The organism is Pseudomonas sp. LBUM1648 (assembly GCF_059716145.1).
Genome location: NZ_CP166808.1, coordinates 6,024,088 through 6,044,602, shown reverse-complemented (window position 1 = coordinate 6,044,602; position 20,515 = coordinate 6,024,088). Strand labels below are relative to the sequence as shown.

21 protein-coding genes and 1 riboswitch are annotated in these 20,515 nt (G+C 60.1%); of the genes, 11 read left to right on the top strand and 10 right to left on the bottom strand.

What is annotated here, in order from left to right:
• Positions 1-157: 157 nt before the first annotated feature.
• The gene (gene ahcY / locus ACA043_RS27450; protein ID WP_187679716.1) at positions 158-1,567 is read right to left on the bottom strand and encodes an adenosylhomocysteinase; all 1,410 of its coding nucleotides are present in this window, start codon (positions 1,565-1,567) and stop codon (positions 158-160) included.
• A gap of 23 nt (positions 1,568-1,590) precedes the next feature.
• Positions 1,591-1,689: riboswitch (S-adenosyl-L-homocysteine riboswitch) on the bottom strand.
• Positions 1,690-1,886: 197 nt separating this feature from the next.
• Here ahcY and ACA043_RS27445 point away from each other — a divergent pair.
• A complete protein-coding gene (locus ACA043_RS27445) occupies positions 1,887-2,294 on the top strand; it encodes an acyl-CoA thioesterase (RefSeq protein ID WP_187679715.1) in 408 nt (135 codons plus the stop codon).
• A 71-nt stretch (positions 2,295-2,365) separates the two neighbouring features.
• A complete protein-coding gene (locus tag ACA043_RS27440; RefSeq protein ID WP_187679714.1) occupies positions 2,366-3,262 on the top strand; it encodes a formate/nitrite transporter family protein in 897 nt (298 codons plus the stop codon).
• Positions 3,263-3,264: 2 nt separating this feature from the next.
• Here ACA043_RS27440 and ACA043_RS27435 read toward each other — a convergent pair whose 3' ends face one another.
• Entirely contained in the window at positions 3,265-4,554 is a 1,290-nt protein-coding gene (locus tag ACA043_RS27435; RefSeq protein WP_401272045.1) for a cation:dicarboxylate symporter family transporter, read from the bottom strand.
• Positions 4,555-4,591: 37 nt separating this feature from the next.
• Positions 4,592-5,005, bottom strand: coding sequence for a VOC family protein (locus tag ACA043_RS27430; protein ID WP_187679713.1), 414 nt, complete (start codon positions 5,003-5,005; stop codon positions 4,592-4,594).
• A gap of 91 nt (positions 5,006-5,096) precedes the next feature.
• Between ACA043_RS27430 and ACA043_RS27425 the strand changes: the two genes are divergently transcribed.
• Positions 5,097-5,960, top strand: a complete 864-nt coding sequence (locus ACA043_RS27425) for a LysR family transcriptional regulator (protein ID WP_497658240.1) — start codon at positions 5,097-5,099, stop codon at positions 5,958-5,960.
• A 30-nt stretch (positions 5,961-5,990) separates the two neighbouring features.
• Here the strand turns inward: ACA043_RS27425 and ACA043_RS27420 are convergent, their stop codons facing one another.
• Positions 5,991-7,253, bottom strand: coding sequence for a cation:proton antiporter (locus ACA043_RS27420; RefSeq protein ID WP_187679711.1), 1,263 nt, complete (start codon positions 7,251-7,253; stop codon positions 5,991-5,993).
• Positions 7,254-7,410: 157 nt separating this feature from the next.
• Between ACA043_RS27420 and ACA043_RS27415 the strand changes: the two genes are divergently transcribed.
• Together ACA043_RS27415 and ACA043_RS27410 are read left to right on the top strand one after the other, a co-directional pair.
• Positions 7,411-8,244 (top strand): EamA family transporter, encoded by an 834-nt coding sequence (locus ACA043_RS27415; protein WP_401272043.1) that lies wholly within the window; start codon positions 7,411-7,413, stop codon positions 8,242-8,244.
• Between the two features lie 39 nt (positions 8,245-8,283).
• Entirely contained in the window at positions 8,284-8,667 is a 384-nt protein-coding gene (locus ACA043_RS27410) for an MAPEG family protein (protein WP_401272042.1), read from the top strand.
• Positions 8,668-8,761: 94 nt separating this feature from the next.
• Here ACA043_RS27410 and mltA read toward each other — a convergent pair whose 3' ends face one another.
• Positions 8,762-9,934: a murein transglycosylase A gene (gene mltA / locus ACA043_RS27405; RefSeq protein WP_497658239.1), complete on the bottom strand. Its 1,173-nt coding sequence runs from the start codon at positions 9,932-9,934 to the stop codon at positions 8,762-8,764.
• A 128-nt stretch (positions 9,935-10,062) separates the two neighbouring features.
• Here mltA and ACA043_RS27400 point away from each other — a divergent pair, with 128 nt between their 5' ends.
• Complete coding sequence (locus ACA043_RS27400; RefSeq protein ID WP_497658238.1) at positions 10,063-10,512, top strand: c-type cytochrome; 450 nt, start codon at positions 10,063-10,065, stop codon at positions 10,510-10,512.
• A 36-nt stretch (positions 10,513-10,548) separates the two neighbouring features.
• On the opposite strand, the gene ACA043_RS27395 is transcribed toward ACA043_RS27400, so the two are convergent.
• The 5 genes from ACA043_RS27395 to ACA043_RS27375 all read right to left on the bottom strand — a co-directional run bounded on the left by ACA043_RS27395 (position 10,549) and on the right by ACA043_RS27375 (position 15,399).
• A complete protein-coding gene (locus ACA043_RS27395) occupies positions 10,549-10,944 on the bottom strand; it encodes a DUF1090 domain-containing protein (RefSeq protein WP_401272041.1) in 396 nt (131 codons plus the stop codon).
• A gap of 97 nt (positions 10,945-11,041) precedes the next feature.
• Positions 11,042-12,718 (bottom strand): NAD-dependent DNA ligase LigB, encoded by a 1,677-nt coding sequence (gene ligB / locus ACA043_RS27390; protein WP_497615508.1) that lies wholly within the window; start codon positions 12,716-12,718, stop codon positions 11,042-11,044.
• A gap of 234 nt (positions 12,719-12,952) precedes the next feature.
• Complete coding sequence (metK, locus tag ACA043_RS27385; RefSeq protein ID WP_497615507.1) at positions 12,953-14,143, bottom strand: methionine adenosyltransferase; 1,191 nt, start codon at positions 14,141-14,143, stop codon at positions 12,953-12,955.
• An 18-nt stretch (positions 14,144-14,161) separates the two neighbouring features.
• Positions 14,162-15,157: an ArsR/SmtB family transcription factor gene (locus tag ACA043_RS27380; protein ID WP_489879340.1), complete on the bottom strand. Its 996-nt coding sequence runs from the start codon at positions 15,155-15,157 to the stop codon at positions 14,162-14,164.
• Between the two features lie 23 nt (positions 15,158-15,180).
• Positions 15,181-15,399 (bottom strand): hypothetical protein, encoded by a 219-nt coding sequence (locus ACA043_RS27375; RefSeq protein WP_401271795.1) that lies wholly within the window; start codon positions 15,397-15,399, stop codon positions 15,181-15,183.
• A 16-nt stretch (positions 15,400-15,415) separates the two neighbouring features.
• Between ACA043_RS27375 and tkt the strand changes: the two genes are divergently transcribed.
• The 5 genes from tkt (at position 15,416) to ACA043_RS27350 (ending at position 20,437) form a co-directional block, all read left to right on the top strand.
• The gene (tkt, locus tag ACA043_RS27370; protein WP_401271794.1) at positions 15,416-17,413 is read left to right on the top strand and encodes a transketolase; all 1,998 of its coding nucleotides are present in this window, start codon (positions 15,416-15,418) and stop codon (positions 17,411-17,413) included.
• 150 nt (positions 17,414-17,563) lie between these two features.
• Complete coding sequence (gene epd / locus ACA043_RS27365) at positions 17,564-18,616, top strand: erythrose-4-phosphate dehydrogenase (protein WP_187679700.1); 1,053 nt, start codon at positions 17,564-17,566, stop codon at positions 18,614-18,616.
• Positions 18,617-18,628: 12 nt separating this feature from the next.
• Positions 18,629-19,792, top strand: a complete 1,164-nt coding sequence (locus ACA043_RS27360; RefSeq protein ID WP_187679699.1) for a phosphoglycerate kinase — start codon at positions 18,629-18,631, stop codon at positions 19,790-19,792.
• Between the two features lie 34 nt (positions 19,793-19,826).
• Entirely contained in the window at positions 19,827-20,048 is a 222-nt protein-coding gene (locus ACA043_RS27355; RefSeq protein WP_187679698.1) for a hypothetical protein, read from the top strand.
• 56 nt (positions 20,049-20,104) lie between these two features.
• Positions 20,105-20,437 carry an MliC family protein gene (locus ACA043_RS27350; RefSeq protein ID WP_187679697.1) on the top strand — a complete coding sequence of 111 codons (333 nt, stop codon included), beginning with the start codon at positions 20,105-20,107 and terminating at the stop codon, positions 20,435-20,437.
• Positions 20,438-20,515 lie beyond the last annotated feature (78 nt).

The following is a 20,515-nucleotide window of genomic DNA, read 5'->3' as shown; positions in this document are numbered from 1 at the left end:
CACGTAAGCCGGACGCTGCACCCCTGTAGGAGCTGCCGCAGGCTGCGATCTTTGAAGATCAAAAGATCGCAGCCTGCGGCAGCTCCTACACGGAGCGGTCAGCAGCGCCAGTCAGGCAACGCGGTGCGCCAGGCACACCGCGTTGACGCTCAGCCAATCAGTAGCGGTAAGCGTGCGGCTTGAACGGGCCTTCGACGGTCACGCCGATGTAGTCAGCCTGTTGCTTGGTCAGTTGAGTGACCACGCCGCCGAAGCCGCGAACCATTTCCAGGGCCACTTCTTCGTCGAGTTTCTTCGGCAGTACTTCAACGGTCAGACGCTCGGCTTTCTGGGCTGGCGACAGGTCGGCGTACTTCTGGCCGAACAGGAAGATCTGCGCCAGCACCTGGTTGGCGAACGAACCGTCCATGATGCGGCTCGGGTGACCCGTGGCGTTGCCCAGGTTCACCAGACGGCCTTCGGCCAGCAGGATCAGGTAGTCGTCGTTCTGTGCGTCGAACGCGCCAGCACCGGTACGGTGGATCTTGTGTACCTGTGGCTTCACTTCTTCCCATGCCCAGTTCTTGCGCATGAAAGCAGTGTCGATTTCGTTGTCGAAGTGACCGATGTTGCAGACAACAGCGCGCTTCTTCAGGGCTTTGAGCATGTTGGAGTCGCAAACATTGACGTTACCGGTGGTGGTCACGATCAGGTCGATCTTGCCCAGCAGCGCTTTGTCGATGCTTGCTTCGGAACCGTCGTTGATACCGTCGATGAACGGCGAAACCAGTTCGAAACCGTCCATGCACGCTTGCATGGCGCAGATCGGGTCAACTTCGGAAACTTTAACGATCATGCCTTCCTGACGCAGGGACTGAGCCGAGCCCTTGCCCACGTCACCGTAACCGATGACCAGCGCTTGCTTGCCGGACAGCAGGTGGTCGGTGCCGCGCTTGATCGCATCGTTCAGGCTGTGACGGCAGCCGTACTTGTTGTCGTTCTTGGACTTGGTCACCGAGTCGTTGACGTTGATGGCCGGGATTTTCAGCTCGCCCTTGGCCAGCATGTCCAGCAGACGGTGTACGCCGGTGGTGGTTTCTTCGGTCACGCCGTGAACGCGATCCAGCACCTGTGGGTATTTCTTGTGCAGCAGCTCGGTCAGGTCGCCGCCGTCGTCGAGGATCATGTTGGTGTCCCATGGCTGGCCATCCTTCAGGATGGTCTGCTCCAGGCACCACTCGTACTCTTCTTCAGTTTCGCCTTTCCAGGCGAAAACCGGGATGCCGGCAGCAGCGATAGCGGCAGCAGCCTGATCCTGAGTCGAGAAAATGTTGCAGGACGACCAGCGAACTTCGGCACCCAGGGCAACCAGGGTTTCGATCAGCACGGCAGTCTGAATGGTCATGTGGATGCAGCCGAGGATCTTGGCGCCTTTCAACGGCTGTTCGCCGGCGTACTTGCGACGCAGACCCATCAGGGCCGGCATTTCCGATTCGGCGATGATGGTTTCGCGACGGCCCCAGGCAGCCAGGGACATGTCGGCAACTTTGTAATCGGTAAAATCTGCAGGCGTGGTAACAGCGCTCATGAAGAGCCTCCATTCGTAATGTATGCGAATGGGCGCCGTTGTGCGTTTAGTGTCCGGCCAAGGCCAGTCAACGCCCCATCCGAGCCTGACAGGATGAACCTGCTGCAGCGCCCCTCGGACAGGTGGCGGGAAAACGGTAGCAAGTGAAGGTTACCGTTTTGAAACGGGGGCGATTATAGCCGTCTAGACTGATCTTCCAAAGGGTTTCTGTCGGCCAAATGAAGATCGCTAATGGCGACCATAGTCGAAGCCGCATGGAGCCTGACCGCTCGGTCTGCCAAGATGGCGCACATCTTTCGGCAAACGCTCAGGAGTGAACATGAATTTCCACACCCGCAAATGGGTAAAACCCGAAGACCTGAACCCCAACGGCACCCTGTTCGGCGGTAGCCTGCTGCGCTGGATCGACGAAGAGGCGGCCATCTACGCCATCGTTCAGTTGGGCAATCAGCGCGTGGTGACCAAGTACATCTCCGAAATCAACTTCGTCAGCGCCTCGCGCCAGGGCGACATCATCGAACTGGGCATCACCGCCACCGAGTTCGGCCGCACCTCGATCACGCTGACCTGTGAAGTGCGCAACAAGATCACCCGCAAGAGCATTCTCACCGTCGAGAAAATGGTTTTCGTGAATCTGGGCGAAGACGGCTTGCCGGCACCGCACGGGCGCACGGAGATCAGGTACGTCAAAGATCAGTTCAAGGAAGATGAATCAGTCAGCGAGTAATGCGAGCCCCTACAGAACGTATTCCGAACGGCAAGGGTCGTAGCTAAAAGCCCCCAACCGGTTCCCACGCCATGACCACTCCGACAGACGGCAAGACCCCCGACCTCTCGGCCAAAGAGCAACACGAAGTCGAGAAAAGCCAGCCGCCCCGCGCGGCGGTTCTGCATGAAATCATCCGCTCCCAAGGCGATCAGGAATTGGAGCGCAGCATCGCCGCACTGTGGTGGTCGGCACTCGCCGCCGGCCTGACCATGGGCCTGTCGCTGATGGGGATGGGGCTGCTCACCTCGCGGTTGCCCGACGGCGACGAATTCAAGGTGATTGCCAGTTTCGGCTACTGCGCAGGCTTTCTCGCGGTGATTCTCGCCCGCCAGCAACTGTTCACCGAAAACACCCTGACTGCCGTGCTGCCAGTGATGACCAAACCGACCCTGCTCAATTTCGGCCGGCTGATCCGCCTTTGGACGGTGGTGCTGTTTGGCAATCTGTGCGGCACGATTCTGGTGGCGTACGTGATGCTGGAACTGCCGATCTTCGACACCAAGACGGATCACGCCTTTCTTGAAATCGGCCGCAAGGTCATGGAAAACCATGCCAGTCAGATGTTCGCCAAGGGCATTATTTCTGGTTGGATGATTGCCACCATGGTCTGGATGATCCCGTCCATGGAGAGCGCGAAGATGTGGATCATCATCCTCATCACCTACCTCATGGCGCTCGGCGATTTCACCCACATCGTGGTGGGTTCGGCAGAAGTGTCATATCTGGTGTTTGCCGGCGAATTGCCGTGGAGTGATTTCTGGATGGTGTTCGCCGGGCCGACCTTGGCGGGCAACATCATCGGCGGCAGTTTCATTTTTGCCCTGATCAGTCATGCACAGATCCGCAGCGAGAGCGGGGCGCCAAAGGCTGATAAACCAGACACTGGCGAACCCCGCGACGATGATTCCGACCGCAAGACGCAATAGTTTCAGGCCTTGAACGGCGGGCTGAGCGGTTCTGTAACCGGCTCGCTCTCAGGGGCCTTGAGCTGTCCTTCCCAGCGAGCGATGACCAGCGGCGCCAAGGCGTTGCCCAACACATTGAGCGCGGTCACCGGCATGTCCATCAATCGGTAGACACCGGCGATGATGGCCACGCCTTCCACTGGCAAGCCGGCGGCGGTCAGGGTGGCGGTCAGGATGATGAACATGAAGCCCGGAACCCCCGCCGCGCCTTTGGACGTCAACACCATGATCAGCACCAGCATCGCCTGGTCGGCCAGACCCAGGTCGATGCCGTAGGCCTGGGCGATGAACAGCGTGCCCAGCCCGGCGAACAGTGAAGCGCCGTCGAGATTGAACGAGTAACCCAATGGAATGACCATGCTGGTGATTGGGCGTGGCGCCCCATATCGCTCCATTTTCTCGATCAGTTGCGGCATCACCGTGGCCGAGGCGGCGCTGCTGTAAGCCAGTAGCAGCTCACTGCGGATCTCTCGCACAAGGTGGAAAAACCGGACGCCGGCCATTCGCGCCACCACTCCCAGCACGCACAGCGCGAACAGAAGTACCGCCACATAGGTGATACCAATCAGCTTGGCCAGCGGCAGCAAGGCACTGAGACCGAAACTGGCCACGGTCACCCCGATCAGGCCGAAGATCCCGATCGGCGAATAGTGCATGACCAGATGCGTGACCTTGAACATGGTGTCCGAGACTGCCTGCATCACGGCGATCAACGGTGCTTTTTGCTGCTCTGGCAGCATCGACAAGGCGCAGCCGAACAGGATGGCGAAAAACAGCACTGACAGCAGTTTGCCCTGGGACATGGCCAGCACGATGTTGTCCGGAACGATGTTGACCAGGGTGCGGCCCAGGTTCTGCGTTTCGCCCGTGCTGACCAGACCGCTTACCGGTGATTGCAGGGTGCTGCTGAAGTCGGCTCCAGCACCCGGTTGGAATACATTGCCGACGATCAGGCCGAAGACAATGGCGATGCTGGTGATCGTGAAGAAATACACCAGCGTCTTGATCCCGACTCGCCCCAGAGCCTTGGTGCTGCCTGCCCCGGCAATGCCGACTACCATGCACGCAAAGACCAGCGGTACGACGATCATCTTCATCAGTCTGATGAACAGATCGCCTGCCGGTTGCAGCAGGTTGTCGATGAACCAGAGCTTGTGTTCGGGAAACTGGTTGAGAAGGATGCCGACGATTATTCCGGCCGCCAGCCCGATCATGATGCGGGTGACAAGGCTGGTAGGTTTCCTGGTAGTCATGTTTTGCCCCTTTTTTCTTGTGTTTGTTGGGGGAAGCTCAGTGTGCGAAAAGACCGGCGAAATCCTTGAAACCCTTGACCTCAATCGGGTTGCCGCTGGGGTCGAGAAAGAACATCGTGCGCTGCTCGCCGGGTTCGCCGGCGAAGCGGATTACCGGTGGAATTTCAAAAACAGTGCCTAGGCGGTTCAGGCGCTCGGCCAACGCCAGCCACTCCTCCAGCGGCAGCACGACGCCAATGTGTGGCATCAGCACTTTGTGCTCGCCGACTTGGCCGGTGCGCGTGGTGGCAAAAGGCGTGCCCACGTGCAGCGAGATCTGATTGCCGAAAAAATCGAAGTCGACCCAGGTCTCGGTACTGCGGCCTTCGGTGCAGCCCAACACATCTCGATAAAAAGTCCGCGCCTGTTCCAGGTCGCAAACATGGTATGCAGCGTGAAAAGGTCTGTTCATGTGATGTCCCCAAGTGAAGGAGCGCTCAGGGTAAACAGACCGTGCGGCGGGGCATAACGGCTTCGCCTTGTTCTGAGCGAAAGGAAAACTTATGGATGTCAGGTTCTTGAACAGTTTGGTCGCGGTGGTTGAAGCCGGTTCGATTGCGGCGGCCGCGCGGCGAGAAAATCGCACCGCAGCAGCAATCAGTCAGCGTGTCCAGGCGCTCGAACGCGCGCTGGGTTGCACTTTACTGCTGCGTACCGCGCACGCCGCCCGGCCCTCGGACCAATGCTTGCTGATCCTGCCGAAGATCAGGGCGATCATCGAACTGGCGCAGGAGTTACACGGCGACCTGCACCACGATGGGCTATTCGGTGAAGTGACAATCGGCGCCATTTCCACCGCGCTGACCGGCGTGTTGCCGGGCTTGATCGAGCGACTTTCGCTTTCGGCACCGGATTTGAAGCTGAAGATCACCCCCGGCGATTCAAAAAGTCTTTACGAGAAGGTGCTCGCTGGGGAGCTGGACGCGGCGATTCTGGTCAGGCCACCGTTCCAGCCGCCGAAAGCCTTGGCGCTGACTGTGCTCAAGGTCGAGCCGCTGATTCTGGTTGCCCCGGCCAGGCATGCCGGGCAGTCACTTGAAGCGCTGCTGCGCGAACATCCATTCATTCGTTATGACGCGCGCTCTTGGGGTGGGCAGATTGCCCAGCGCTACCTCGATGAACGGGTGATCGAGCCGAATGTGCTGTGCGAACTGGATGCGCTGGAGACCATCGTCATGCTGGTCGCACAGGGGATGGGCGTATCGCTGGTGCCGCAATGGGCAGGGATGGCACTGGACGGCTTGTGCGTCATGCCGGTGGACGGCGGGCAGCGTTACACGCGGGAGTTGGTGGTGATGCATGGTTCGACACCGCACCGCCCGTTGGCGATGCGGCATCTGCTTGATCTGCTGGGCAGTGCGTCGTGAAGGGCTCCGCGACGGTGCCGCGTTGAGGCGTCAGTGTGCGGGTTGCGTCACATCACCCGGCTCGTTGCGAGTCGCGTGCTTGACCAGTTTGCCGATGGTCAGACCCTGCAACAGGATCGACGACAGCACCACGATGTAGGTGATGCTCAGCAGCAGATCACGTTCCGCGCCCAGCGGCAGGGCCAGCGCCAGTGCCACCGAAACACCACCGCGCAAACCGCCCCACGTCAGGATCCGGATGGTGCCGCTCGGCACTGTGCGCCAGCGCCGCAGCAGCAGGATCGCCGGGGCCACGGTCAGCAGACGTGACAACAGAATCGCCACCGCCAGCAAACTTGCCGCTGCCACATGCAACCAGTTGAACGGCAGCAGCAACAGTTCCATACCGATCAACGCAAACAGCAACGCGTTGAGCATGTCATCGAGCAGCTCCCAGAAGCCGTCGAGGTATTTGCGCGTCATGTCATTCATCGCCAGGTTGCGGCCCAGGTTACCGATGATCAGACCGGCGACCACCATCGCAATCGGCGCGGAGACATGCAGCTCGGACGCCATCGCCGAACCGCCGATCACCAGTGCCAGGGTCAGCATCACTTCGATCTGGTGTTGCTCGATGCTCTTGATCATCAGGTAGACCAGATAACCGATCAGCCCACCGAACAGCACACCGCCGATGGCTTCGTGAGCGAACAGCATGGCGGTGGCGCCGACGGTCGGGGTCTCGCCGAGTTGGGCGATGCCCAGCAACACGGTGAATACCACAACCGCAGTGCCGTCGTTGAACAGTGACTCGCCGACGATCGTGGTTTTCAGTGGTTTCGAAGCGTTGGCGGTACGCAATACGCCGAGCACCGCGATCGGGTCGGTCGGGGAAATCAGTGCGCCGAAAAGCAGGCAGTAGAGGAAGCTCACGTGCCAGCCGAACAGGGCAAAAATGTAATAGGCGAGGCTGCCGATCACGGCGGTGGCGATCAACACACCGAAGGTTGCCAGCAGGCCGATGGGCCAGCGGTAGCTGCGCAGGTCGTTCAGGTTGACGTGCAGGGCGCCGGCAAACAGCAGGAACGAGAGCATCCAGTTCATCAGCAGATCGCCGAAGTCGATCTGGCCGATCAGTTGTTCCACGCGTTCTTCGAGGCCTGGATAGCCGAGCAGGCTCAGGCCTTGCAGCAGCAGGGAGAACAGCAGAGCGGTGACCATCACGCCGATGGTGGGTGGCAGGCCGATGAAGCGAAAATTGACGAAGGTGAGGAGGGTGGTGAGGCAGATGAAAGCGGCTACGAGTTCAAGCATCCGGGGTCCTTTGGATGAGGAGTGGAAAGACAGCGCACCGATTCTTCGGGGCAAGGGTTGGATGGGTTGATTCGGGGCGGGGACACAACTGTGTCTTCTCAGTTGGTCAGCCGCACACATTGGTGTAGGGTCAACCATAAAAATCAAGGAGTGAAACGTGTTGGCGACAGCTCTGGTGTTGGTGGCGGCGCTGTTGCATGCGGCGTGGAATACCCTGATCAAATTCAGCGCCGAACGGCTGCTGGTGGTGGCGTGCATGGACACCGTGGCGCTGCTGGTTGTCGCCATTGCGCTGCCCTTCGTGAGCTTGCCGCCTGCGCAGATCTGGCCGTGGATTCTCGCTTCGGCAGCCTTCGAGTTGCTCTATCGCTATCTGCTGATTCAGGCCTATCGGGTCGGCGACCTCGGGCTGGTCTATCCGTTGATGCGTGGTTTGTCGCCGCTGGTGGTGCTGGCGCTGACCCTGATTTTTGCCGGTGAAGTGCTGACCACGCAGCAGATCTTCGGGATCATGCTGATTCCATTCGGCATGGTTTGCCTGCTGTGGCAGGGCGGTGGCGGGAAGCATTTGCCATGGTCAATGCTGCCGGTGGTGGCGCTGATTGGCCTGTGCATCGGTAGCTACACCTACATCGATGGGCAGGCGCTGCGGCGCTGGTCGCATCCGCTGGATTATCTGGTCTGGGTCACGCTACTCAGCGCCTGGCCGTTTCCGCTGCTGGCGTGGGTCGCCAAACGCCCGGCGTTCATGCAGTTCTGGCGTGAACAATGGAAGCTGGGGCTGACGGTCGGATTCTGCGTGTTGTTCAGCTACGCTCTGGTGCTATGGGCGATGCAGTTGGGCTCGATTGCGGAAGCGGCGGCGTTGCGCGAGATCAGTGTGATTCTGGTGGTGCTGTTCGGCATGCGCTACCTGAAAGAACCTTTTGGCCGGCCACGGCTCTTAGCCTGTGGGTTGGTGCTGATCGGCATGCTGGTGATGAAGTTCTGACCGCCCGCGAATTCTATAACTCGAAAAAAGGACGGCGTTATGACGGTGGCTCTGTGGTGTGTGTTGATCGCGATCTTCTTGCCGTATGTGTGCACGATTGTGGCCAAGGCCTCGGGCGGTTTCAGGCTGAGGGACAATCACGATCCCCGGGATTTTCTCGACAGCGTTGATGGTGTGGCCCGGCGGGCGCATGCGGCGCAACTGAACAGTTTCGAAGTGATGCCCGCGTTTGCCGTGGCGGTGATCGTCGCGCATCTGGTGGGGACTGCGGAGCTGGTGACGGTGAATGTGCTGGCGGTACTGTTTATCACCAGTCGCCTGCTGTACATCATCTGCTACCTGGCGGACTGGGCGGTTCTGCGTTCGCTGGTGTGGTTTGTGGGGATGGGGTTGATTGCTTCGTTCTTCTTTGTGTCCGTGTAGAAAAACAGGATCAAGAGATCGCAGCCAGCGGCAGCTCCTACAGAGGACTTTGCGTTTCCTTGTAGGCGCTGCCGCAGGCTGCGATCTTTTGCTTTTATGGCTTATCTGCCACCTGCGGCACTTGCGGCAACGCCGCGCCTTTTGGCCAGAGCATCCAGATCTGCCCCTGCTGTTTCATGTCCCCGGCCAATTGCCCGGCCGCATCACCGGTGCCCCAGAACAGATCCGCACGCACCTCGCCGGCAATCGCACCGCCGGTATCCTGCGCTGCCACTGGCCGCACCAGTGCCGTGCCATCCGGGCGAGTGGTCGATAGCCACAACAGGCTGCCCAACGGAATAACCTTGCGATCCACTGCAGCGCTATAGCCGGCCGTGAGTGGCACGTTCAGCGATCCGCGCGGGCCTTCGTTGCTGTCGGGGTTACGGGTGAAGAACACGTAGCTCGGGTTGCTGCCCAGCAGTTCCGGGATGCGCGACGGGTTGGCCTTGGCCCAGTTGCTGATCGCGCCCATGGTCACGTCTTCTTTTTTCAGCTCGCCTTGCTCGACCAGCCAGCGGCCGATGGGCCGGTACGGATGGCCGTTTTGGTCGGCGTAGGCGATGCGGAGCTGTTTCCCGTCTTGTGTCTGGATCCGCCCGGAACCCTGGATCTGCAGAAACTGCAGGTTCATCGGATCGGTGAGGTAGGCCACCACCGGTGCTTTCACGCCTTTCGATTCAATGGTCGCTGCGTCGTCGTACGGCTTGAGCACCCGACCTTCCAGGCGCCCGCGCAGGCGCTTGCCTTTAAGCTCCGGATAAATGCTGTCCAGCGAAACAATGATCATGTCCTCGGGCACGCCGTAAACCGGTACGTTCGCCGTTTCGGTTGGCGTAAGGCTGCCGGGGTAGACCGGCTCGTAATAGCCGGTGATCAGACCGTTGGGGTTGTCGTTCTCGGCGCGCAGGCCGAAGACATCAAGATTCTGTTTCAAAAAGGCGCGGATCTCGTTGGCGCTCTGTGGCACGTTGGCTGCCGCTGCGCAGGTAGTGCCCCAGACCGGATCGGCCTTGAGTCGAGTACAGGCGCTGCGCCACGAACCGAAACCGGCGACCAGATCGCTATCGGACACCGCCGGCAGTGCTTCCCACGTCGCGGTGGAATAAGTGGCCAGCGCATGGGTTTTCGGTTTGGCGCTGTCGCCACCGGTGCAGCCGGCAAGAATGGCCAGCAATGGCAGGGTCGTGATCAGTGGGTGACGCCAGGCCTTGAGACGGCTGTTCATGCAGTGATTCCTGTGCCGGTTGCCTCAGTGCTCCATGCGCTCAAGCAACCCGTATTTTTAATAGGGCTATTGGTGTTTATCGGTGACGCGGGGATACTGGCCGCCGATTTCCGTGACCTGAAGCCACCATGACTCTTAAACGTATTTCTGTTGTATTGCTGGCCTGTCTGACCTTGTCCGCCTGTGGCGGTGTCGATCCGAATTCTCCGCTGGGGCAACGCAAGGCGATCTTCAAACAGATGCTCAACACCGGCGAAGACCTGGGTGGCATGTTGCGTGGACGCATTCCATTCGACGGACCGAAATTCGCCGAGGGTGCGGTGAAACTCGATGCGCTGTCCCATGAGCCGTGGAAGCATTTCCCGCAGGTTCGCGAAGAAGATCACACCAGTGCCAAGGACGATGTCTGGCAAAAGCAGGCCCGCTTTCAGGAAATGGCTCGCAACCTTGAAGCGGCCACCAGTGAATTGGTGATCGCCAGCAAGGTTCAGCCTTACAAGGCCAGTAATCTCGGGCCTGCTGTGCAGAAAGTCGAAGATGCCTGCAGCGCTTGCCATAAAGAGTTTCGCGATCATTGAGATTTAAAAGATCGCAGCCTGCGATCTTTTGATTTTTTACTTATCGATCTGATCCAGCGCGTCCCGCAACTCTTTACGCGACTCGGCGAGCTTGTTTTTGCGCTTGTCGATCTTTTCCGGGTCGCCTCGCTTTATGGCTTTGTCGAGGTCAGCCTGGCGCTGGCTGACTTCGTGCTTGGCTTCCAGCACCTTGTTCTCGCGTTCCTTTTTCAGGCCTGCGTCGGTGCAATGTTCGGTGACCTCACGCAGAGCAGTTTCCAGGCCCGCCTGCTGATCGGCATTACCGCGCGACTTGGCCTGTTCGATCTGGTTGATGATGCCCTGCTTCTTGGCAGCGCAACCGGTCAGGCCCGGAGCATCTTCGTCGGCCATCACGGGAGCGGCCATGGCGGCGCAGAGGGTGAGCAGGGCGAGCGGTGCGAGAAATTTCATAAAAGCTCCATGTGCAAAGACAATCGGGTCGGTTGGGCACTGCGCTGTTGGAGCGCCTCAGTGGCCGACGGGTTCCCGGCGTGCCGGGATTGCATGTTCAGAAACCGTCAATTCCGGCGGCGTGTAAAGTTTCGCTCAAGGCTAGCACCTGCGGGTCGCGGAAGAATGCGCTCAATTGCGCCGCGCGACCGGGGCCGATGCCGGGTTCTGCCTGCCATTGTTCGGTGTCACGTTGTACCAGCAACTGCCACGAGTCAGGGAGTTGCGCCTGACCGGTCGGCGGTAAACCCAAGGCCTTGAGCCATTGGGCAAACGGCCGTTGGCGAGCGCTGTGAATACTGTGCATCAGGCGCGCGCTGCTGCGTTCGCCGAAGCCGGCAATGTTAGCAAGCTCTGGCTCGTCGAGGGTCAACCAATCCAGCAGGTAGTTCAGACGGCCTGTTTCGAGAAGTTTCTCCCAGGTGCCGCGACCGACATGCGGCATGGCCAGTCCTTGCTTGCCACTGAGCCAGGTCAGGCGGGCGAGAAACTGACTTTCGCAACCGGGTGTAGGTTGCCAGCAACTCAAGGCATGAAAGTCGCTGGCGCTGGGGATTTTGAGTTCCGCACGTTCAGTGCTATGCCATACAACGCTGTCGAGTCGCGGAATCGTCAGGCCGGCGAGACTGATTGCCACTTGATCGCCGGGGCGGATGTCCAGCTCCTGCCAGCGTTTGAGTGAGCCGGCGCTGACCCGTTTGATCTCCCGGTCATCGAGCATGACGGGCGTCAGTTCCAGCACCGGCGTGATGCGCCCGGTGCGACCGATCTTGAAATTCACTTTGCGCACTTCGGCCAGTGCCTGGGCAAATGGATATTTCCAGGCGATGGCCCAGTACGGCGAACGCGCCTGCCAACGCTCGGCGGATGGGCGCTGGCTCTGGCGCAAAACCACACCGTCAGTGGCGAATGGCAGGGGAGAGCGATACCAATGCTCGCGCCATTTTTGTGCCTCGACGAATTGCGGGACGGGATGGCTGTAGGGTTCTGTTGCGGCGAACCCCAGCGCCGCCAATCTCGATAACCTTTCAGGTAAGTCTGCTGGCCCTTGCGGCCAGTCCCAAACGAACAGCCCGATCCCGGCGGCTTGTTCAGCGCTCAGCGATTTGCGTCCCATCAGGCCGGCCACCGTGGCGCGGGCGTTGACGCTGCCGGCTTGAGCCTGAACATGCTCGGTCAGACGCCAATAGAGTTCGCCCTGCACGAGCAGATCCAGCGGTTGTTTCAGTCGCTGAGGAATAGCGCCGATCATGCGCGCCGACGCCGTCCAGTCCTGCCCGCTGACGCCGTCGCCGCGACTGATCGCTTGCTGCAAAAGTCCATCGCGATAAATCAGCGTCACCGCCACGCCATCGACCTTGGGTTGTACCCATACCCCTTGGCGATCACGCAGCCAGGCTTGCACGGCCTCGGCTTTGTGAAGTTTATCCAGGCCGGTGTGGGCGATTGGATGGGCGACAGCGCCGGAGACCGTGCGCACAGGCTCGATCGTCGCTGGCGATTTGAAACAGCCTCGCCACTCGCTGAGCCGCACGCGCGACTGGTCGTAAAGTTCGTCGGCAATCAATGAGCGGCCTTCGCGGTGGTAGGCGTCGTCCCATTGGTCGAGCTGCTTTTGCAGAGCGGTGATTTCGCGTTGGGCTTGGGCGGGTGGCCAATTCGGGCATTCGGCGTAGGCGTTTAGAGTAGGGAGCGACAGCAGAAAAGTAATCAACAGGCGCAGCGTGGCATGCATCGTGAGCGTCCTTGCTCAAAGGTAATGCTTGAAGGCTAGGCGAGGTTTTTGAGTTGGGTCGGCGTGGTGTTTTGCGGAGTGTTTCAATGCGCAAATTGATGTCGCTCTTGCAGGCCTCTTCGCGGGCAAGCCCGCTCCCACAGGTTTATCCGTTTGGGTTCAGGAGTCGCATTTCAGGCACAAAAAAGCCCCGCACGGCGCAAACCGTGCGGGGCTTTTCATGCAGCCAGGTTATTACAGGCCGGCAGCAGTACGCAAAGCGTCGGCGCGGTCGGTTTTTTCCCAGGTGAAGGTGGTGAAGGTGTCTTCGCCAACAGTCTTGGTCTGCGAAGCACGGCCGAAGTGGCCGTAGGCTGCAGTTTCCTGGTACATCGGGTGCAGCAGGTCGAGCATGGTGGTGATCGCGTATGGACGCAGGTCGAACACTTCACGCACCAGTTTGACGATCTTGTCATCGCTGATCTTGCCGGTGCCGAAGGTGTTCAGCGAAATCGAGGTAGGCTGGGCCACACCGATCGCGTAGGAAACCTGGATCTCGCAACGCTCGGCCAGGCCGGCAGCGACGATGTTCTTGGCAACGTAACGGCCGGCGTAGGCCGCCGAACGGTCAACCTTCGATGGATCCTTGCCGGAGAACGCGCCGCCACCGTGACGGGCCATGCCGCCGTAGCTGTCGACGATGATCTTGCGACCGGTCAGACCGCAGTCACCTACCGGGCCGCCAATGATGAACTGGCCGGTCGGGTTGATGTGGAACTGGGTGTCTTTGCTCAGCAGTTCGGCCGGCAGTACGTGCTTGACGATCAGCTCCATCACGCCTTCGCGCAGGTCTTTGTACGACACTTCAGGGTTGTGCTGGGTCGACAGTACAACGGCGTCGATACCGACAACCTTGCCGCCTTCGTAACGGCAGGTCACTTGCGACTTGGCGTCCGGACGCAGCCAAGGCAGCAGACCCGATTTACGGGCTTCGGCCTGGCGCTGCACCAACTGGTGCGAGAAGGTGATCGGGGCAGGCATCAGCACTTCGGTTTCGTTGCTGGCATAGCCGAACATCAGGCCCTGGTCGCCGGCACCCTGATCTTCAGGCTTGGCACGGTCAACACCCTGGTTGATATCTGGGGACTGCTTGCCGATGATGTTCATCACGCCGCAGGTGGCGCCGTCGAAGCCGACTTCGGAGCTGGTGTAGCCGATGTCGCAGATAACGTCACGAACGATCTGCTCCAGGTCAACCCAGGCGCTGGTGGTCACTTCACCGGCAACGATGGCCACGCCAGTCTTGACCAGGGTTTCCACCGCAACGCGTGCGTGTTTGTCCTGGGCAATAATGGCGTCCAGCACCGCATCGGAAATCTGGTCGGCGATTTTGTCCGGATGTCCTTCAGACACGGACTCGGAGGTGAAGAGGGAGTATTCGCTCATCTCGATGTTTTCCTGAATTTACCGATGGTGAGTGTCGCCAGCCGGTCGCTGAAAGTGGCGAACCTGGATCTGGAAACCATTACGTAAGCCTACATAGAGGCTTTCCCCGGGAACGAGTCCCGCAGCGGTGGCCCAACGGGCCAAATCGTCCTGTTCAAACCCCAACCACAGATCACCGCAGGCCTCCCTGGCCCAACTCTGGTTGTGGCTACATAACTCTGTCACGAGCAGGCTACCGCCCGGTTGCAGCAGGTCGGCCATGTGCTTGAGCGCTTCGGCCGGCGCGGCGAAATGGTGCAAGACCATATTCAGTACCACGCAATCGGCCTGAAGGCTGCTGCCGTTCAATGCATCGGCCAATTGCAGGCTGACGTTAGCCAGTCGTTCACGTTCACATACCTGACGCGCCAGTTCGAGCATCGCCGGGCTGTTGTCCAGCGCGGTTACGGTGCTGAAACGGCGCGCCAGTTCCGGCAGAAAAGCACCATCACCGGGGCCGACTTCAATGGCCGTGGCAGCGCCACTGAAGCTCAGTTTGTCGAGCAGGGCCAGCACGCTTTCGCGGTACTGCGGCAGGCCGGCAATCAAGTCTTGCTGGGCGCGGAATTTCTCCGCGACCCGGGCGAAAAAGTCCTGGCTGGCCGCAGCACGTTGCCCGTGCACTTGAGCGATGCGCGCCTGCACGGCATCCGGCAGCGCCAGATTGTCGACTTCTTCTAACAACGCTGCGTGCAACTTGCCGCCCAGCAGTTCGGTATGGGGCAGGGCGCGACGATAGAAAATCGCGTTGCCTTCACGGCGAGTTGCCACCAGCTCGGCTTGCGCCAAGACCTTGAGGTGGTGACTCATACCGGACTGACCAATGCCGAAAATCTGTGCCAGTTCCAGTACACCAAACGAATCGTTGGCCAGCGCGCGCAATACATTCAGCCGCAACGGATCGCCGCCGGCCTTGCACAGGGCCGCCAGCTCGTCGCAATCGTCATGGCTAATGGAAGGCGCGCGTAAGTTCATGGGGCAGCAGTCTAGAGACGGGGTTAAATCCCCGCAAGAGCAATATCAAAAAGTTTTGATATTGCTCGATAGATGGCACTTCTCACGAGATGGTTAACTCTACAAACGAGCAGCGGAAAGGTTTCACCAACAGAAACCGCAGCTATCCATTGGAAAAACGCCTCTGCATGACTATCTGTCATTGCCCCGAGGCGCTCCGGTGAGGGAAAATGCCCTCCTTTTTTCCGTTCCAGTTTATTCACACCCAGGAGATCAGCGATGCCTAGCCGTCGTGAGCGTGCCAACGCCATTCGTGCCCTCAGCATGGATGCCGTGCAAAAAGCCAACAGCGGCCATCCCGGTGCCCCTATGGGTATGGCAGATATTGCCGAAGTGCTTTGGCGCGACTACCTCAAGCACAACCCGAGCAATCCATCATTCGCCGATCGTGACCGCTTCGTGCTGTCCAACGGCCATGGCTCGATGTTGATCTACTCGCTGCTGCACCTGACCGGTTACGACCTGTCGATCGAAGACCTCAAGCAGTTCCGTCAACTGCACAGCCGCACCCCGGGCCACCCGGAATTCGGCTACACCCCGGGCGTCGAGACCACCACCGGCCCGCTGGGTCAAGGTCTGGCCAACGCTGTGGGTTTCGCCTTGGCAGAAAAAGTCCTGGCGGCGCAGTTCAACCGTCCGAGCCACAACATCGTTGACCACCACACCTACGTGTTCCTGGGTGATGGCTGCATGATGGAAGGCATTTCCCACGAAGTCGCTTCTCTGGCCGGTACTTTGGGCCTGGGCAAGCTGATCGCCTTCTACGATGACAACGGTATCTCCATCGACGGCGAAGTTGAAGGCTGGTTCACCGATGACACCCCGAAGCGTTTCGAAGCCTACAACTGGCAGGTGATCCGCAACGTTGACGGTCACGACCCGGAAGAGATCAAGACCGCCATCGAAACCGCTCGCAAGAGCGCGCAGCCGACCCTGATCTGCTGCAAGACCACCATCGGTTTCGGTTCGCCGAACAAGCAGGGTAAAGAAGACTGCCACGGCGCCCCACTGGGTGACGCGGAAATCGCTCTGACCCGTCAGGCGCTGAACTGGAACCACGGCCCGTTCGAAATCCCGGCAGATATCTATGCCGAATGGGATGCCAAAGAATCTGGCCGCGCTGTTGAAGCCGAGTGGGATCAGCGTTTCGCTGCTTACTCCGCCGCGTTCCCGACCGAAGCCAACGAACTGATCCGTCGTCTGAGCGGCGAACTGCCGTCCGACTTCTCGGAAAAAGCCTCGGCGTACATCGCTGAAGTCGCTGCCAAAGGCGAAACCATCGCCAGCCGTAAAGCCAGCCAGAACACCCTGAACGCCTTCGGCCCTTTGCTGCCGGAACTGCTTGGCGGTTCGGCTGACCTGGCCGGTTCCAACCTGACCCTGTGGAAAGGTTGCAAAGGCGTCAGCGCTGAAGATGCCAGCGGCAACTACATGTACTACGGCGTGCGCGAATTCGGCATGACCGCAATCATGAACGGCGTCACTCTGCACGGCGGCCTCGTGCCTTACGGCGCGACCTTCCTGATGTTCATGGAATACGCTCGCAACGCCGTGCGCATGTCGGCACTGATGAAGAAGCGCGTGATCCACGTCTACACCCACGACTCCATCGGTCTGGGCGAAGACGGCCCGACGCACCAGCCGATCGAGCAACTGACCAGCCTGCGCACCACGCCGAATCTCGACACCTGGCGTCCAGCCGATGCCGTTGAATCGGCGGTGGCCTGGAAAAACGCTCTGGAGCGCAAGGACGGCCCATCGGCGCTGATCTTCTCGCGTCAGAACCTGCAGCACCAAGAGCGCGGTGCCGGCCAGATCGCCGACATCAGCCGCGGTGGCTATGTGTTGAAGGACTGCGCAGGCGAGCCTGAGCTGATCCTGATCGCCACCGGTTCGGAAGTGGGGCTGGCGGTTCAGGCCTACGACAAACTGACCGAGCAGGGCCGCAAGGTGCGCGTGGTTTCCATGCCATGCACCAGCGTGTTCGACGCTCAGGATGCCGGCTACAAGCAAGCCGTTCTGCCGTTGCAGGTCAGCGCACGTATCGCGATCGAAGCGGCTCACGCCGACTTCTGGTTCAAGTACGTGGGTCTGGAAGGACGCGTGATCGGTATGACCACCTACGGTGAGTCGGCTCCGGCTTCGGCACTGTTCGAAGAGTTCGGCTTCACCCTGGAAAACATCCTGGGTCAGGCTGAAGAGCTGCTGGAAGACTGATCCAGAAGTCGCGTCGTCTGGACTGACGCCTTCGCGAGCAGGCTCGCTCCCACATTGGAATGCATTTCCCTGTGGGAGCGAGCCTGCTCGCGAAAGTGTTGGTTCAGGCAGCATCGCACTGCCTGATTCACCACGGTAATCGAGAACCCCATGCCTCAACCGCGTCCTTACAAAGTTGCACTCAACGGCTACGGCCGGATTGGTCGTTGCGTCTTGCGTGCGTTGTTTGAGCGAGGCGAAAAGGCCGGGTTTGAAATTGTCGCGATCAACGATCTGGCCGACATGGCCAGCATCGAATACCTGACACGCTTTGACTCCACCCACGGCCGCTTTCCCGGCGAAGTACGGGTTGAAGGCGATTGTCTGCATATTAATGGCGACTGCGTGAAGGTCCTGCGCAGTGCCACCCCCGAAGGCATCGATTGGGCGTCGCTTGGCGTCGATCTGGTGCTGGAATGCTCCGGCGCTTACCACACCCGTGCCGACGGCCAGCGTTTCCTCGACGCCGGTGCGCCACGCGTGCTGTTCTCGCAGCCGATGGCCAGCGAGGCGGATGTCGACGCCACCATCGTCTACGGCGTCAATCAGGATTGCCTGACCGGCGATGAGCTGCTGGTGTCCAACGCCTCGTGCACCACCAACTGCGGCGTGCCGCTGTTGCGTCTGCTCGACAAGGCGATCGGCCTCGATTACGTGTCGATCACCACGATTCACTCGGCGATGAACGATCAGCCGGTGATCGACGCCTATCACCACGAAGACCTGCGCCGCACCCGTTCGGCGTTCCAGTCGGTGATCCCGGTGTCCACTGGTCTGGCGCGCGGTATCGAGCGCCTGCTGCCGGAACTTGCCGGGCGAATTCAGGCCAAAGCCGTACGCGTGCCGACGGTCAACGTGTCCTGCCTCGACATCACGATGCAGACCGCCACGGCGACCGACGCGAACGAGGTCAACCGGATCCTGCGCGAAGCCGCCACCAGCGGCCCGCTCAAAGGACTTTTGGCCTATACCGAATTGCCTCATGCCAGCTGTGATTTCAACCATGACCCACATTCGGCCATCGTCGATGCCAGTCAGACCCGTGTTTCCGGCCCAAAACTGGTGAACATCCTGGCCTGGTTCGACAACGAATGGGGTTTTGCCAACCGAATGCTGGACGTAGCAGACCACTATCTGCAAACAGCAACTTCAAAAAAACCGTAGGAAGTGCGACCCATGACCGTGTTGAAGATGTCCGACCTCGATCTGCAAGGTAAGCGCGTATTGATCCGCGAAGACCTCAACGTCCCAGTCAAGGACGGTGTTGTCACCAGCGACGCGCGTATCCTGGCTTCGCTGCCGACCATCAAGCTGGCCCTGGAAAAAGGCGCGGCCGTGATGGTCTGCTCGCACCTTGGCCGTCCGACCGAAGGCGAGTTCTCTGCCGAGAACAGCCTCAAGCCAGTCGCCGACTACCTGAGCAAGGCCCTGGGCCGTGAAGTGCCGCTGGTGGCCGATTACCTGGGCGGCGTTGACGTCAAGGCCGGCGACATCGTGCTGTTCGAAAACGTGCGCTTCAACAAGGGCGAGAAAAAGAACGCCGACGAGCTGGCCCAGCAATACGCCGCGCTGTGCGACGTGTTCGTGATGGACGCGTTCGGCACCGCTCACCGCGCCGAGGGTTCGACCCACGGCGTGGCCAAGTTCGCCAAAATCGCCGCCGCCGGCCCGCTGCTGGCCGCTGAACTGGATGCACTGGGCAAAGCCCTGGGTGCTCCGGCCAAGCCAATGGCTGCCATCGTTGCTGGCTCCAAGGTCTCGACCAAACTCGACGTATTGAACAGCCTGAGCCAGATCTGCGATCAACTGATCGTCGGCGGCGGCATCGCCAACACCTTCCTCGCCGCAGCCGGTCACCCGGTTGGCAAGTCGCTGTACGAGCCGGACCTGCTCGACACCGCGCGCGCCATCGCCGCCAAGGTCAGCGTGCCGTTGCCGGTCGATGTGGTGTGCGCCAAGGAGTTCGCTGAAAGCGCTGAAGCCACCGTCAAGCTGATCGCTGACGTCGCTGCCGACGACATGATTCTGGATATTGGCCCGCAAACCGCAGCCAACTTCGCCGAACTGCTGAAGTCGTCGAAAACCATTCTGTGGAACGGTCCGGTCGGCGTGTTCGAATTCGACCAGTTCGGCAACGGCACCAAAGTGCTGGCCCAAGCCATTGCTGACAGTTCCGCATTCTCGATTGCTGGCGGTGGCGACACCCTGGCCGCCATCGATAAATATGGCGTGGCTGAGCAAATCTCCTACATTTCCACCGGTGGCGGCGCGTTCCTCGAATTCGTCGAAGGCAAAGTGCTGCCTGCCGTAGAAGTCCTGGAAAGCCGGGCCAAGGCCTGAGGCTGTCCGTCAGGCCAGGCAAAGGAGTGGTCACATGGTCAAGTCGTTAGCATTGTTGTTGCTGACCGGTACGCTGGCGGCCTGCGGGAGTAACCCGAAGGCCGAAGCGACACCGGCACCCAGCGAGTCGCAGAAGGGCTGTTATCAGGCCGACTGGCAGGCCGAAACCAACCCGGTGCTGAACAAGCGCTCGGGGCCGGACGGTCTGGACAAATACGAAGCGCAAACCCCGGCCAAGGAACATGGTTGTCCTTGACGGGTCTGACTCTTAACTCAGGGCTGGCGGCGTGCGCCGTCAGTCGAGGAACACGGATGAAAGGCTTGATCGCCATTGCGGCGTTGGCATTGTTGGGCGGTTGCGCGCAGTTGAACCTGTTTCAGTCGTCCGCCCCCACGGATAACTGGACCACCTGGACCTGCGACAGCCAGGCCAAAGTGCTGTGGCGTTACACCGATGCCGGCCAGAAAGAAGTCGATGTTCGACTGGGTGGCGGTGATCAGGTCTATCGCCTGAAAGAAGAGCCGGGCGCCTCGGGCACGCTGTACAGCGACGGCATGCTGGCGTTTCACATCAAGGGTAACGAAGGCCTGGTGTACTGGGTCGCTACCAATGACCTGATCGGCCGCGGCTGCAAGGCGCAGTAATTCAGAATTTGCTGTATCGAATCACCAGGCCGGGTCTCAACCCCCGATCTGCAATCACTTGAATAGCCGCCGCCGCTC